Raw genomic sequence first — 13864 nt, forward strand, 5'->3', positions numbered from 1 at the left:
ATTACGCATCGAGAACCACGCGATGAACCCAATCACCGGAAACCCCGTCGTGAAAAAGCGCAAGGTTGGAAAAACATCGCTGGAAGTGACGGCGCTGTCGTTGGGCAGTGCGCCGCTTGGCGGCCTGTATCACGACTTGTCGGAAGAAGATGCGCAGGCAACGATCGATGCCGCCTGGCAAGCTGGCATCCGATTTTTCGATACCGCCCCGCACTACGGCCATACGAAAGCTGAACATCGCATGGGCGATGCACTGCGACGCTATCCGCGCGAAGACTACGTGTTGTCCACCAAAGTCGGACGCCGTTTTGTCCCGCGTACGACGCCATATGACGGCAGCGAAGGCTGGTCGAATCCCCTGCCTTTCCAGGCGATCTACGACTACACCTACGACGGCATTCTTCGTTCATTCGAAGATAGCCAGCAGCGTCTGGGAATCGTGGATATCGATATTGTTCTGATCCATGACATCGGCCGCATTACGCACGGCGAGAAGAACGCGTTTTACTGGCGGCAACTCACGGACGAAGGCGGTTTTCGCGCGCTCGATGAACTACGGGCATCGCGTGGCGTGAAAGCGGTCGGACTCGGCGTGAACGAAGGCGCGGCGGTTCAGGAAGCGATGGCGGAGTTCAATATCGATTGCGCGTTACTCGCCGGCCGATACACCTTGCTCGAACAAGCCGTCCTCGACGACTTGCTGCCCGAATGCGAGAAACGCGGCGTCAGCATCTTGCTGGGCGGTGCGTTCAACTCGGGCATTCTCGCGCGTGGTTTGACGCACGATAATGTGCCGCCGAAAGCGATCAACCAGAAGTTCAACTACGGCGATGCGCCGCCTTCGATCATCGAGCGCGTCGATGCGCTGGAACGAATATGCCGCGAGCATGGTGTCGCATTGTCGAGCGCGGCCCTTCAGTTTCCTTATGCGCATAAAGTTGTCGCCACCGTGCTGATGGGCGCGCGCAACCCCGACGAGGTACGGTCGAACGTTGCTTCATTCGCTGATCCTCTGCCCGCTGATTTATGGGACGCGTTGCGGGCGGCGGGACTGCTGCATGCATCGGCACCCGTGCCCGAACGTTCCGGCGAAGCCGAATCATGAGCGTTGAATCCGTCGATGCGCATCAGCATTTCTGGGACCCATCGCGCGGGGACTACGGCTGGTTGACACCTGAGCTTGGCGGCTTATATCGCGTGTTTGGTCCGGATGACTTGAAGCCGCTTCGCGAAGCGGAGAATGTCTCTCGAACGGTGGTTGTGCAGGCGGCGCAGACCGTCGATGAAACCCGATACCTGCTTGATCTCGCGCGCAATGATTCATCTATCGCGGGCGTGGTCGGCTGGGTTCCACTGGACGCGCCGAACGCAGCCGATTTGATTGATGAACTGGCACGTGAGCCGAAACTCAAGGCCGTGCGCCCAATGCTGCAGGACCTGCCAGATGATCGCTGGATCGAGAATCCCGCGTTGGCGCCGGCAATTCACGCGCTGATAAAAAACAATCTCGCCTTCGATGCTTTGATATTTCCGCGCCACGTTGCGTCGCTGACGGTATTTGCGAAGCGTTTTCCTGATTTGCGGATCGTCATCGATCACGGCGCTAAACCGCAAATCAAGGACGGAGACGCCGGGTGGCAAATCTGGGCGGATGGCATTGCAGAGTTGGCGGCCTTGCCGCAAGGGTTGCGTTGCAAGCTCTCAGGTTTGGCGACCGAAGCTGCACCGGGCTGGACAACGGCAATACTGAAGCCTTACGTCGATCATCTTTTGAAGCAGTTCGGACCGGATCGCTTGATGTGGGGAAGCGACTGGCCGGTGCTGAACCTGAACGGCGATTACGCACAATGGCATGACGCAGCGCGGCAATTGACGTCGCACCTGAACGCACCACAACAACAAGCCATTTTCGGCGACACCGCAAAGACGTTCTACCGCTTATAGGGCGTGAAGAATCCCGACGGTATACATGGAATTTCGCATCAGCAATCGCAACGAAAGCCGGGAATGGTAAAAAGACGTGTCATGTGAATGCTATGGTTCTACCTCACATTTTCTGAAACGCTGCTCCTGGCGAGCCCTCTTTACACATGGGGCACATCGAACACCTCGTCAACCGAATCAAAACCTGAAACTGAAGGATCACTCACGATGAAACTGCTGCGCTTTGGGCCGAACGGTCAGGAAAAACCGGGTTTGCTGGATCAGAACGGCAAGATTCGCGACTTGTCGAACGTTATTGACGACATCGCAGGCGACACGCTATCCGACGCCTCCCTTGCCAAACTGCGCGCAATCGATCCGTCCACGCTGCCTGAAGTGACGGGCGAACCGCGCATTGGCCCGTGCGTGGCGCGCGTGGGCAAGTTTGTGTGTATCGGATTGAATTACGCCGATCACGCTGCCGAATCGAACCTGCCGGTTCCGACTGAACCGGTGCTGTTCGGCAAATGGACCAGCGCGATTTGCGGCCCGAACGACGATATCGAGATTCCGCGTGAATCGAAAAAGACCGACTGGGAAGTCGAACTCGGCGTGGTGATCGGCAAGCATGCAAAGTACGTCAGCGAAGCAGACGCGCTGGACTACGTTGCAGGCTATTGCGTGATCAACGACGTTTCCGAGCGCGAGTGGCAGATCGAGCACGGTACGCAATGGGACAAGGGCAAGGGTTTCGACACCTTCGGCCCGATTGGTCCGTGGCTTGTCACGAAGGACGAAATCGCCGATCCGCAGCGTCTCGACATGTGGCTCGAAGTCGACGGTCACCGTTATCAGAACGGCAGCACCAAGACGATGGTCTTCGGCGTTGCCGAACTGGTCGCGTATCTGTCGAAGGTGATGAGCCTGCAACCGGGTGATGTCATCTCCACGGGCACGCCTCCGGGCGTGGGCATGGGCGTGAAACCCGCGCCGGTTTACCTGAAAGCAGGTCAGACGGTTCGTCTCGGCATTCAGGGATTGGGCGAACAGCAACAACGCACGGTCGACGCGAAGTAAGCCAGCACCATAAAGAAAAGGGGCCGTTCCAACAACCATTGGAACGGCCCCTTTTCGTTTCATTGCAATAGAAACTTCAAGCGCTCACCGGCTCCAGTTCCGCAGCCATTTCGCTGATCCGATGAATCGTTCCTTGTGCGACCGCGACGAGGCGTTCCGTGCCGCCATCGGTGACGTACACGTCGCATTGACACGTTGCCTGCGTCATTCCGGCATAGATCACGCGTGCGCGAGCCATCAAGGTGCCCGATACCGCCGGCCGCAGATAGTTGATCTTGTATTCGCCGGTGACCACCTTCGGCCCGAGGCGCAGCGCGCCGGCAAAGGTCAGGGCGTTATCGACGAGATAACTCACCACACCGCCGTGCACAAAACCGTGTTGCTGCCTGAGTTCATCACGAATGGTCAGGCATAGCGTGAGACTCGTGGAGTCGACCTGCATGAGCTTCGTTCCCAGCAAGGCGCTAAACGGCTGCGCGTTCAACGCGCCCCGTGCGATATCGACAATTTCGGCCATTCGGACACTCCTACATTTGGTTTCGGTCCAGTCAGCTTGAGTCCCACAAATCCGCATCGGGGCGAGGGCCATCGGCGCGGTCCTGCAGAAGACTGTAGGTAGCGCTTCTCCACTGTGCAAGGACGATCTCGAATTTGCGGACAAATTACCGGTTTAAACGTGATTTATCGGCGATCTGAATGCAGGACGGGATAGTTCACGCAGAAACACGAAACCTGAAACGCGAAACGCCTCGCGCGAATGGCGAGGCGTCCGGAGCACGCTCGAAACACTTTTTGAAGCTTCAGGGCAACGCGTCGTACGCGGTTGCGAGGTGGTAGGGCGTAGTCGAAGGCATTTCCGACCGGACGATAACGCCATCCGCCGTCTGGCTTTCGATCCACCCGTTCGGCCGCAGGAACCGTTTCGTAAAGCGTTCGATCTGCGCGGGCAGTTGAGCGCGAACGGCATCGCCGGAGTGCGTGGCGAGCGCGCGCAGATATTCGGTCTGTGCCCAGATGCGCTGGGTCGAATCGATCACGCCGCCATGTCCACTGACCGATGCAGCCACGCCGCCCGTCACCGGATCCACGCCGCATTGCTGCACGAAATCGAACGCGCGGAACAACGCGTGCTCAAGCCCGGCTGCTCCGAAAGCCGCGTGCCCGCTGCCTTCGACCAGGAACAGCCATTCGAATTGATGACCCGGTTCGAGCCAGTTATTGGCGCTTCCAATCGGCAATTCAGCGATACACCCCGTTTCCTGATGCACGAATGCGCTCGAGACAGCGGCCGCAAGCTTTTCCAGCCGATGGTCGAACACGGCGAAGCCAGTGGCGTCGCGCGCGGCGAGCCACGCTTCGGTCAAATGCATCAACGGGTTTTGCAGCGGCGAGCCGAGTGCGGTGGAGAAGTCCTCGGTCATTGCGGATTGAAACAAGCCGCCTTCGGCGCTCATCAGGCGCTCGATGATCGCCGATGTTTCTTCGAGCACCGTCAGCGCTTTCTGCGCGGCCGCCGGTGCCGCACGCCGGGCATATTCCGCGCAGGCAAAAATCACGAATGCGTGCGTATAGAGGTCTTTTTGGCGCTCGTGCGGCGCGCCGCTCGCGTCGACGCTATAGAACCAACCGCCGTTTTTCCTGTCCTGAAAATAGGTCTGAAGCGAATCGAACAGCGTATCGGCGTGTCCGATGTCCCCCGCGTGCGCGAACACGAAGAGCTGGCGGGCGCATGCCATCGCGCGGTAGCGACGCGCGGGGACGGGCGTCACGCCATCGGCGGAAACGGCTTCGTAGGCGAGACGCATTGCCGGGTTGTAGCCCGGGCCGCGCCAGATGGGCAACACGACGCGCTCGTAATGCGCCTTCAGGGCCGCGCCGGTGGAGGATGTTCCCGCAGTGAAATCTGGGTCGTGCATACGGCTTCAAGAATAAAGGTTGAGCCCGGCGGCGTTGCCACCGGACGCGGGCACCAAGGATAAATCAAAACGGCCGCCTGCCGGACCATCGTCGGTGCCCCGACGCCTGCAAGGCCACCGCAAAACGCAATCAAAGGAGAAAACGCACTTATGCTAGGCAATATGGACCTCATCGCGCGGCTCATCCTGGCCGCTGCGCTCGGCAGCGTGATCGGCTTCGAACGCGAACGGCTCTCGTGGGCGGCCGGGCTGCGCACGCACATGCTCGTATGCGTCGGATCGACGCTCATCATGATCGTGTCGGCGTTTGGTTTTGCCGATGTCCTCGGCCGCGATCACATCGTCCTCGATCCATCGCGGATCGCGGCGCAGGTGGTATCGGGGATCGGCTTTCTCGGCGCGGGCTCCATTCTGTTGCGCGGCGAGATCATCCGCGGCCTCACGACGGCGGCGAGCCTGTGGTCGGTCGCCGCGATCGGACTCGCCGTGGGCGGCGGACTCTACACGGCATCGATCGCTGCCACCATCATCATCCTGATCATTCTTGCGGGTATCAAGCCGCTGGAACGGCGGTTCATATCGGTGAAACAGCGCCGTCAGTTGACCTTGCTCGTGGAGCGCGGCACGTTGAATTTCCACGCGCTGCACGAGGCGCTTGGTGCGGGAAGCGTGCGGGTGAAGCAGTTTGTCGTACAGCAAAGCGATGATTCCGCCGACCTGGATGAAGTGCAGATTTCGCTGTCGCGGGTGTCGGCGACGGAATATCAGGCGATTTGCGCAAGGTTGCGCGCGCTGGATACCGTGCGTGAATTCAAGGAAGAAGGCGCACTGTAGCGATGTGGTTGCCGAAATTATCGGCACCGACGTGCGACAATGCGCGCTCAAAAAATCCCGCAGACGTTTGGCGCCGGGCCGCTTTATAAGTGGTGGTGGTCGCTCGCAAGCTTCGCTTTCCGCGTTGTTCTTCATCATCGACTTATGCCCGATTCCGCTGTAGATCCCGCTCGTCCAGATGTTTCTCCTGCCTCGGCCGATGATCCTGCCAAGATGGCTGCCTGCGCGCCCGCTCCGATTGACGCCGCCGCCGCCAGACTTGCTCGTGCCGCGCGGCCAGTGCAGCGTGGCGGCGTGATGAGCCGCGCGCCGTACGGAGCGCCGACGCTCGATCTGTTCGCCGAGGATACCGAGCGCGCCACGCTCCAGGCGTTGAACACGGACATCCGGCAGTGCACGCTGCCGGGCTTCGAATTGCCGGACGTGTTCATGGCGGCGGTGGAGGCTGTCTCGTCGATGGAAGACGCGCAAGAGCACTTGGCATCGATACGCGCGACGCGGCACGAAGCAAGAGAGGACGATACTGCCGGTTGTAGTCAACCCGAAGTCCCCGCCAACGGCGAATTGCCGCTGGCGTCAGCCGATCACTCGAACACGGAACCGCACACCGGCTCCCGAAAAAGCTCACCGCGGGTCGACTAGGACTCGGGCCGCCACTCTCGCGGCTCACACTTACCTGCGTTGAATCCATCCGTGTAGGAAACCTAGCCGCAACAATCCGGTAACCCTTACTGTTTTTGCGGTCTTGATACTGCTCTGTCGTTGCTAAAACGCATTGATGTAGAAAAACTACGAAGAAAATGTTGCGTTGCGCTAGGAATCCGTCAGTGAAAACCCTATAATCATGCCTAAGGGATAACCCTGAACCAACCAACCGGAGTTTGACATGAGCTACCTCTTCGCACTGCTGCAAAAAATCGCATCGCTGTTTGAATCGCCGCATCTTCCGATGGACTCGGACTATTCCTACCAAGCCCGCCAAGCCGAAGCAGAGCGCGTTCGCAAGGCACGTGGCACCGTTTTCGGTATTCGTCTGTGAGCTGTCGCGAAAGCAGCGCGGACCGCGTCGAAATTTGATCATGCTGTTGTTTTCTGCTTGACATGAAATTTTCGTAGTGCGGTCCGCCTGTTTTCTTAGAATTTGAATGATGTAGTTTTTCTAGCTTGGAAACGTTTTACCGATAGCCTGGTTGTCTCCGCGGCCATCGTCACAAATTCCCCGCTTCATCGGCGTTGCTTCGTGCGCTTTCCGTTTCGCTTTCCCCACCGTATCGATTTCCCATACTCGCTTGGACGAGGCCTGATTCACGCCTTCGATTACAACCACATAACGGATCAGGTTACTGAAATCGTTCCGTAATATGTCGTACGAAAAACGTGGTTTCATATTTTCGTTGCTTACACGCTGCGCCAAAAAAACCAGTGGCCCGCCGCGATATATACGTCCTGAAAGTCAATTCAATCAATAACTTGAAAACTTTACGACCAAGCTCGGACTGTTCTTTCCGTTGATACGAACACTTACAAGCCCTCACGTCGTGCAATCTGCGGCGTGGCTAAAGTGGTTTCAACGACGCGGCACTGGCACAACACATCCCCACGTTCACCGCGCGTCTTGTGAGAAGCTAAAAAGGAGAATAGTCATGAAAACATCACGCACGATCATCGCTGCCTTGCTTGCCGGCGGCGCGTTAATGACGGGCACGGCGGCATTTGCTCAGGTCGACAACGGCATGATTCACGGACCGGCCATGCAGCAAACCTACGGCGAGCCCCACATGTTGAAGACCGCCGTGGTGATCAACCTCGGCTGGCACGGCGACCGCTATTGGGACGGTCATCGGTATTGGCAGCGCGACGAATGGATGCGCCATCACCCGCACGATCAGGGTCCGCACCACCCGCCGCATGATGACCACCACCATGACTGATCTCACGGGCTGAGATCAGACCGAGATGCACGGCAAAAGCCGGCTTCCTGAAAAGGCCGCCGGCTTTTTTTCGCCCTGGATTTGCCGGTCCGATGCACGTCACGGCCGTTTGGCCGAGGCGCGGGTTTCAGGCCGCTACGCTATCCTAGCCGGCAAGGGTTGAATGATCGGCTTAAAAACAGCGGAGAGAAATTGAATCAGATCACTATCGGCGTGGTGGGCAGTGGCCTCATGGGCGTTGGCATTGCAACACAGGCGGCGCTGCACGGTTACCCGACCATCGTTCATGACATCGATGCCGCGCGGCTGGCGTCGGTGCAGGCAAAAGCAGAGGCAATCCTTGACGAACTGATCGACGCCGGCGTTTTCCATGCGGACGATAAAGCGGTTGTCCTCGGGCGCATTGAAACCACGGACAAGCTCGAACGTGTGGCGACGGCGGGGTTTATCGTGGAAGCGATTCCCGAATTGCTCGAACTGAAAAACCGGACCTATAGGGCGCTCGAACCGTTACTGCGCGACGACGCCATCTTTGCCAGCAATACCAGCGGTTTTCCGCCCGATCTTCTCGCGCAAGTGCTGGAAAACAAGGCTCGGTTCGTGATTGCGCATTTCTGGAATCCACCGCATACCATCCCGCTCGTTGAAGTCGTACCGGGTACAGAAACCGATCCCGAGGTCACACGCCGCACGGCAGATTTGATGACGGCCATCGGCATGGAACCCGTTGTGCTGACAAAGGCTATTCCGGGCTTCGTTGGCAACCGGCTGCAGTTTGCCGTGTTGCGAGAGGCGCTGGCTATCGTGAGGTCGGGCGCGGCGACCCCGGAAGTTGTCGATGCCGTGATGAAAGCGTCGCTCGGCCGGCGTTACGGCATGGTCGGACCGCTGGAAAGCGCGGATCTGGGCGGGCTCGACACGCTGCTCGACATTGGCTTGCATTTGATGCCCGAACTTGCGAAGGATGAAGACGTCCTGCAGCTGATGCGCGAGCGCGTGGAAAACGGTCACGTGGGCGTGCGCAGCGGGCAGGGCTTTTATGATTGGGACGACGCACACCACGCGCGCGTGAAGGCGGGGCGCAAACGGCTGATCCATCACACGGCAAAGCAGACCAGGAAGAATCATGAATGACAGCAGCAATACCTCCGGCACACATTTCTACCACCCCGACGAAGGACATCAGCTTCGACACGATCCGTTCAAGGCGATCGTTGCGCCGCGGGTGATCGGGTGGATATCAAGCCGGGATCCGAACGGCCGCGTCAACCTCGCGCCGTACAGCTTTTTTGGCGCGTTCGCGACGTTCCCGTACATCATCGGGTTCTCGAGCGAAGGGTACAAGGACAGCATCACGAACATCGAGGAAACCGGCGAGTTCGTGTGGAACCTATCGAGCAGGCCGCTCGCCGAGCAGATGAACAAGACATCCGCGCCGGTCGCGCATGAGGTCGATGAATTCGAACTCGCCGGGCTGACCAAGGCGCCGGGCGTGAATGTGAACGTGCCGCACGTGGCGGAGTCTCCGGCGGCGCTCGAATGCAAGCTTCTGCAGATCGTCCGGCTGAAAGCGCTGGACGGCACGCCAATGAACAACTGGCTCGCGCTCGGCCAGGTGGTCGGCGTGCATATCCGCCGTGAGTTCCTGAAGGACGGCATCTTCGATACCGCCGCCGCGCAGCCAATCATGCGGGCGGGATATCGCGGGGACTACGCCGCAATTGGCGAGATGTTCGAGATGATCCGGCCGACGTCGTAGGTTGATCAGACCCGGAACACGCTCACCGCGCGGTTGAGCGCTATCGCATGTTCGAGCAGTTCAGCGGTTGACTGTTCCGCTTCGCCGACCAGCGCCGCATTCTGCTGCGTCGCTTCGCCGATCTGCGCGACCGCGAGATTCACCTGCTCGATACCGCTCGATTGCTCGCGCGACGCCACGCTGATTTCACCGATGATCGCATTCACCCGCGCGACGCGTTCCACGATTCCGGTCATCGTGCCGCGCGCTTCTTCGGCGATCCGGTAACCATCGGCGACCCGGCCGACCGATTCCGCGATCAACCCCTCGATTTCCTTCACCGCGGCGGCGCTGCGTTGCGCAAGGCCGCGCACTTCGGACGCCACGACAGCAAATCCCCTGCCGTGTTCGCCAGCACGCGCCGCTTCGACGGCCGCGTTCAACGCCAGGATGTTCGTCTGGAACGCAATGCCTTCGATCACGGAGGTGATGTCCGAGATCTTGCGCGCTGATGCATCGATTGCGCTCATCGTGGTGACGACGCGGCTCACCGCTTCGCCGCCCTCACGTGCCGCTTCGCTTGCCGATGCCACCAGTTGATCCGCCTGCGCCGTATTGGCGGCGTTTTGCTGCACTGTCGATGTGATCTGTTCCATGCTCGCGGCCGTCTCCTCGAGACTGCTGGCCTGCGTCGCGATGCGCTGCGAGATGTCGCTGCTGCCGGCCGCGATCCGTCCGGTGCCATCCGACATGTCCGCCGATGCACTGCGCACTTGCGTGACGATACGCGCCAGGCCCGTCGCGATGCCATCGATTTCGATCATCAACCGGCCGACGTCGTCTTCGCGCGTGGTGGCGAGGCGCACGCTGAGATCGCCTGCGGCGATCTGTTCGCACGCGTGCGTGACGTGTTCCAGCGGTTGCGTCACGAGCTTGCGCACGGCAAAAAGCAGCACGGCGACCAACCCGGCGATCACGAGCAACCCCAGCACCAGGAAACGATGGCGCATGGCTCGCATATCCGCGAGAAGTTCATCGCGATACGCAATTCCGCCGATCACCCATTGCCATTCAGGCACTGAGCGAAACACGATCTCCTTCGCGCCGCCATGCACTTGCGGGTTCGCAAGCTCGGGCGTGGAAGGGGCATCGAAGGAAAGGCGGCCTTCTTTTGCGTCCAGCATCTGCTTGAACGGCGCGATGCGTTCATCGGCTGTCTGGAGCGACGTGCCGGTCGAGTCGCCTATGCCCGGATGCACCAGAAGCTTGCCGCGATTCGGCCCGCTCGATGCATCGATGACAAAGAAGTAGCCGTTCTCGCCGACCTTCAGATCGCGAATGTTCTGCTGCAGCGTGGCGATCTCCGCCGTGATGTCCACGCCCACGAACAACGCGCCGATCACGCGGCCCGATGCATCGGCGACGGGTTTGTACTCGGTGATGTACTGCTTGCCGAACAGCGACGCCATGCCGGTAAATCGCTTGCCGCCCACGATCAGCGCATATGCCGGGCTCTTGCGGTCGAGCAGCGTCCCGATCGCGCGCTCGCCATCCTGTTTTTTCAGCGAGGTCGTCACGCGCACGAACTCGTCGCCGCTTCGCGCAAACACGGTCGCAATCGCGCCGCTGCGTTCGAGGAACTGATCGGGAATCGAGAAATCGAGGTTCATCGGCTTGTCGCCGGCTTTAAATGTCGGCGTCGCCAGTCCGCCGATATCGACCTTTTGCGCTTCGTCCAGCGCAAAATCCGTCGGGAGGAAGCTCGAAAACAGCGTCATGGCGCGTTCGACTTCTGCGGTGACGGCTTTGTCGTAGAGACGGATCATCGTGCCGATTGCACGGTTATCGTCGTCCATGCGGTCGAGCGCCTGGGCATCGATCTCCTCGCCGGCCGAATGGGTGACCGCAATGGTGAAACCGGCGACGACCATGGCCGCAAGAACGCACGCAAGAACAGCGAACTTCGCACCGGCACTTGCCCGGCGGAGGTTGAATTTCGACATAGTGATTTCTGAGATACATGTAGGGAATATGAAGCGTTAACGGCAGCGAGGCGGCATTCTTGACCTGAAACGACCGTTCGCAACGCTTCTGGGTCCCAGGAAAAGGCTGAAAGCTGCCTGAAATTCGAAGAAAAGCGCGGCCACTTGCTCTGGCGCGACATCCGAAAAATCCCACAAAATCGCTCTCGATCGCGCGCAAACCCTGTCCCAACAAGGCTCCGTCTTTTTTTCTTCGAGAAAATGCAAATCGAGGTGTCGTATTTCCACATGTGGGCGTCGGAAATAGTCGGCAACCCGCACTTTTTTCTGGCAACTATGTATGCAGAGCGCGGACGCACGTCCGCCAACCAGGAGAGCGTTCGATGAAATCCGAAAAGGTCGTGGTCGAAAACCTGTGCAAGGTCTTCGGTACGAGCCCGAAGCAGGCGATCGACATGCTTGCCGGCGGCGCAACGAAAGAAGAGGTCTTTGCCAGGACCGGCCAGATTGTCGGCGTCCACAACGTGTCCTTCGACGTACGCGAGGGCGAGATTTTCGTGCTGATGGGCTTGTCGGGTTCCGGCAAGTCGACGCTGATCCGGCTGATCAACCGGCTGGTCGAGCCGACCGTGGGTAAGGTCCTTATCGACGGTCGCGATGTGGCGTCTGTCCCGCGCTCGGAGCTGACATCGCTCAGGCGCAAGGACATGAGCATGGTGTTCCAGTCGTTCGCGCTGATGCCGCAACGCACGGTTTTATCGAATGCGGCGTTCGGACTGGAAGTGGCGGGGATCGGACGCAAGGAACGCGAAAAACGCGCGATGGGCGTGCTCGAACAAGTGGGTCTTGCGCCGTTTGCGCAGAAGCTGCCCGCGCAGTTGTCGGGCGGCATGCAGCAGCGCGTGGGTCTTGCACGGGCGCTGGCCGTGAACCCGTCGCTGATGATCATGGACGAGGCGTTCTCCGCACTCGATCCGCTCAAGCGCAAGGAAATGCAGAACGTGCTGCTCGATCTGCAGCGCGAACAGCAGCGCACGATCATGTTCGTGTCGCACGATCTTGAAGAGGCGCTGCGCATCGGCACGCGCATCGCGATCATGGAAGGCGGCCGCGTGGTCCAGATCGGCACGCCGCAGGAAATCATTTCGAATCCCGCCGACGACTATGTGCGCGCGTTCTTCGACGGTATCGACACAAGCCGTTATCTGACGGCCGGCGATCTCATGCAGACCGATGTCGTGCCGTTGATGAGACACGGCTCGCAGATCGATGCATCGAGCGTCTCGCAAGCGCTCAACGGCAGCGCCGACTACGCGTTCGTGATGGACCAGGAACGCAAGATCCGCGGTTTCGTGTGCCGCGATTCGGTGGGACAGGCATCGCCGGAAATCAACGTCATTGAATGCATTCAACGCACGACGCCGCTCGATGTGGTGGTCAGCCGCGTGGTCGCAAGCCGCGCACCGCTGCCGGTGGTCGACGCGGACGGATCGTATTGTGGTTCGGTCAACAAGACGAACGTCCTCAAGGCTCTGACTCGACATAGAGGCTCCCATGTCTGAAATTATTCCGCTCGGCAGTTGGGTCGATCACGGCGTCAAATATCTGCTCGACCACGATGCAAAAACCTTCGATGCGATCGGCCGGGTTATCGAGAGCTTCGCAGCGATGGTCGAACACGGGCTGCAAGCCATCCCGATGTGGCTGATGATGGCGATCTTTGTCGGCATCGGCTTATGGCGGGTCGGCTGGCGCTTTGCGCTCTTCGTGTTGTTGTCCCTGCTGCTGATCTATGCAACCGGCTTCTGGGACGAGATGGTGATCACCCTTGGCCTGACGCTGTCGGCGACCTTGATCAGCTTGTTGCTTGGCATTCCGCTCGGCATCTGGACGGCGAAGAGCAGGACCATCGAGACCATCGTGCGTCCGGTGCTCGACCTGATGCAGACCATGCCCGCGTTCGTGTACCTGATTCCGGCTGCCATGCTGTTCGGCCTCGGCCGCGTTCCAGGCATCCTGTCCACGGTCATCTTCGCCATGCCGCCCGCCGTGCGTCTCACATCGCTCGGGATCAAGCACGTGAATCGCGAGATCGTGGAAGCGGGTCAGGCGTTCGGATGCACGCCTTGGCAATTGCTTTACAAGGTGCAGTTCCCGAACGCGTTGCCGTCCATCATGACCGGCGTGAACCAGACCATCATGATGGCTTTGTCCATGGTGATCATCGCGTCCATGGTCGGCGCCGGTGGTCTCGGCAACGACGTGCTCGCAAGTATTCAGCGGCTCGATATCGGGCTCGGGTTTGAAAGCGGCTTGTCGGTGGTGTTGCTTGCGATCATCCTGGACCGCATTACGGAAAGCTTCGGCCGTTCGCCGGGTATGGCGCGCGCACCGCTGCTGTCAGGAATTCGCAGTGTCATGCGTGTGCGGCGCACGCCGGCTGCGCAACAAAGTTGAGTTTTT

Annotated in this window: 14 protein-coding genes; 11 read left to right on the forward strand and 3 right to left on the reverse strand. The window is 59.6% G+C overall.

Translation table 11 applies throughout. From position 1 onward, the window contains the following. Nucleotides 1-22 precede the first annotated feature (22 nt). The 3 genes from AXG89_RS19740 to AXG89_RS19750 all read left to right on the forward strand — a co-directional run bounded on the left by AXG89_RS19740 (nt 23) and on the right by AXG89_RS19750 (nt 3000). On the forward strand, nt 23-1105 hold the full coding sequence (locus AXG89_RS19740) for an aldo/keto reductase (protein ID WP_062171880.1): 1083 nt from the start codon (nt 23-25) through the stop codon (nt 1103-1105). Continuing rightward, nucleotides 1102-1944: an amidohydrolase family protein gene (locus AXG89_RS19745; RefSeq protein ID WP_062171882.1), complete on the forward strand. Its 843-nt coding sequence runs from the start codon at nt 1102-1104 to the stop codon at nt 1942-1944. Before AXG89_RS19740 ends, AXG89_RS19745 begins: the two co-directional genes overlap by 4 nt. A 207-nt stretch (nt 1945-2151) precedes the next feature. After that, nucleotides 2152-3000: an ureidoglycolate lyase gene (locus AXG89_RS19750; protein ID WP_062172602.1), complete on the forward strand. Its 849-nt coding sequence runs from the start codon at nt 2152-2154 to the stop codon at nt 2998-3000. 76 nt (nt 3001-3076) lie between these two features. Here the strand turns inward: AXG89_RS19750 and AXG89_RS19755 are convergent, their stop codons facing one another. Together AXG89_RS19755 and AXG89_RS19760 are read right to left on the reverse strand one after the other, a co-directional pair. Further along, nucleotides 3077-3517: a PaaI family thioesterase gene (locus AXG89_RS19755; RefSeq protein WP_062171883.1), complete on the reverse strand. Its 441-nt coding sequence runs from the start codon at nt 3515-3517 to the stop codon at nt 3077-3079. 283 nt (nt 3518-3800) lie between these two features. Continuing rightward, the gene (locus tag AXG89_RS19760; RefSeq protein ID WP_062171886.1) at nt 3801-4916 is read right to left on the reverse strand and encodes an AGE family epimerase/isomerase; all 1116 of its coding nucleotides are present in this window, start codon (nt 4914-4916) and stop codon (nt 3801-3803) included. A gap of 150 nt (nt 4917-5066) precedes the next feature. On the opposite strand from AXG89_RS19760, the gene AXG89_RS19765 reads away from it, so the two are divergent. The 6 genes from AXG89_RS19765 (at nt 5067) to AXG89_RS19790 (ending at nt 9440) form a co-directional block, all read left to right on the forward strand. Continuing rightward, a complete protein-coding gene (locus AXG89_RS19765; protein ID WP_062171889.1) occupies nt 5067-5750 on the forward strand; it encodes an MgtC/SapB family protein in 684 nt (227 codons plus the stop codon). A gap of 144 nt (nt 5751-5894) precedes the next feature. Next, nucleotides 5895-6392, forward strand: a complete 498-nt coding sequence (locus AXG89_RS19770; protein ID WP_143325545.1) for a hypothetical protein — start codon at nt 5895-5897, stop codon at nt 6390-6392. 244 nt (nt 6393-6636) lie between these two features. After that, nucleotides 6637-6789 carry a hypothetical protein gene (locus AXG89_RS42215; RefSeq protein WP_162916086.1) on the forward strand — a complete coding sequence of 51 codons (153 nt, stop codon included), beginning with the start codon at nt 6637-6639 and terminating at the stop codon, nt 6787-6789. A gap of 604 nt (nt 6790-7393) precedes the next feature. After that, the gene (locus AXG89_RS19780) at nt 7394-7681 is read left to right on the forward strand and encodes a hypothetical protein (RefSeq protein ID WP_062171902.1); all 288 of its coding nucleotides are present in this window, start codon (nt 7394-7396) and stop codon (nt 7679-7681) included. 231 nt (nt 7682-7912) lie between these two features. After that, entirely contained in the window at nt 7913-8815 is a 903-nt protein-coding gene (locus AXG89_RS19785; RefSeq protein ID WP_236873479.1) for a 3-hydroxyacyl-CoA dehydrogenase family protein, read from the forward strand. Further along, nucleotides 8808-9440 carry a flavin reductase family protein gene (locus AXG89_RS19790; RefSeq protein WP_062171910.1) on the forward strand — a complete coding sequence of 211 codons (633 nt, stop codon included), beginning with the start codon at nt 8808-8810 and terminating at the stop codon, nt 9438-9440. Before AXG89_RS19785 ends, AXG89_RS19790 begins: the two co-directional genes overlap by 8 nt. 5 nt (nt 9441-9445) lie before the next feature. On the opposite strand, the gene AXG89_RS19795 is transcribed toward AXG89_RS19790, so the two are convergent. Beyond that, nucleotides 9446-11422 carry a methyl-accepting chemotaxis protein gene (locus tag AXG89_RS19795; protein ID WP_062171912.1) on the reverse strand — a complete coding sequence of 659 codons (1977 nt, stop codon included), beginning with the start codon at nt 11420-11422 and terminating at the stop codon, nt 9446-9448. A gap of 362 nt (nt 11423-11784) precedes the next feature. Between AXG89_RS19795 and AXG89_RS19800 the strand changes: the two genes are divergently transcribed. Further along, entirely contained in the window at nt 11785-12963 is a 1179-nt protein-coding gene (locus AXG89_RS19800; RefSeq protein WP_062003539.1) for a quaternary amine ABC transporter ATP-binding protein, read from the forward strand. After that, nucleotides 12956-13858, forward strand: a complete 903-nt coding sequence (gene choW / locus AXG89_RS19805; protein WP_062003541.1) for a choline ABC transporter permease subunit — start codon at nt 12956-12958, stop codon at nt 13856-13858. Before AXG89_RS19800 ends, choW begins: the two co-directional genes overlap by 8 nt. The last annotated feature ends 6 nt before the right edge of the window (nt 13859-13864 follow it).

This window comes from Burkholderia sp. PAMC 26561 (assembly GCF_001557535.2).
Lineage (GTDB): Bacteria > Pseudomonadota > Gammaproteobacteria > Burkholderiales > Burkholderiaceae > Caballeronia.

Excerpts from the sequence above, each read along its gene's own strand:
- AXG89_RS19740 (WP_062171880.1), top strand. The coding sequence starts at position 23 with ATGAACCCAATCACCGGAAACCCCGTCGTGAAAAAGCGCAAGGTTGGA.
- AXG89_RS19745 (WP_062171882.1), top strand. The coding sequence starts at position 1,102 with ATGAGCGTTGAATCCGTCGATGCGCATCAGCATTTCTGGGACCCATCG.
- AXG89_RS19750 (WP_062172602.1), top strand. The coding sequence starts at position 2,152 with ATGAAACTGCTGCGCTTTGGGCCGAACGGTCAGGAAAAACCGGGTTTG.
- AXG89_RS19755 (WP_062171883.1), bottom strand. The coding sequence starts at position 3,517 with ATGGCCGAAATTGTCGATATCGCACGGGGCGCGTTGAACGCGCAGCCG.
- AXG89_RS19760 (WP_062171886.1), bottom strand. The coding sequence starts at position 4,916 with ATGCACGACCCAGATTTCACTGCGGGAACATCCTCCACCGGCGCGGCC.
- AXG89_RS19765 (WP_062171889.1), top strand. The coding sequence starts at position 5,067 with ATGCTAGGCAATATGGACCTCATCGCGCGGCTCATCCTGGCCGCTGCG.
- AXG89_RS19770 (WP_143325545.1), top strand. The coding sequence starts at position 5,895 with ATGCCCGATTCCGCTGTAGATCCCGCTCGTCCAGATGTTTCTCCTGCC.
- AXG89_RS42215 (WP_162916086.1), top strand. The coding sequence starts at position 6,637 with ATGAGCTACCTCTTCGCACTGCTGCAAAAAATCGCATCGCTGTTTGAA.
- AXG89_RS19780 (WP_062171902.1), top strand. The coding sequence starts at position 7,394 with ATGAAAACATCACGCACGATCATCGCTGCCTTGCTTGCCGGCGGCGCG.
- AXG89_RS19785 (WP_236873479.1), top strand. The coding sequence starts at position 7,913 with ATGGGCGTTGGCATTGCAACACAGGCGGCGCTGCACGGTTACCCGACC.
- AXG89_RS19790 (WP_062171910.1), top strand. The coding sequence starts at position 8,808 with ATGAATGACAGCAGCAATACCTCCGGCACACATTTCTACCACCCCGAC.
- AXG89_RS19795 (WP_062171912.1), bottom strand. The coding sequence starts at position 11,422 with ATGTCGAAATTCAACCTCCGCCGGGCAAGTGCCGGTGCGAAGTTCGCT.
- AXG89_RS19800 (WP_062003539.1), top strand. The coding sequence starts at position 11,785 with ATGAAATCCGAAAAGGTCGTGGTCGAAAACCTGTGCAAGGTCTTCGGT.
- choW (WP_062003541.1), top strand. The coding sequence starts at position 12,956 with ATGTCTGAAATTATTCCGCTCGGCAGTTGGGTCGATCACGGCGTCAAA.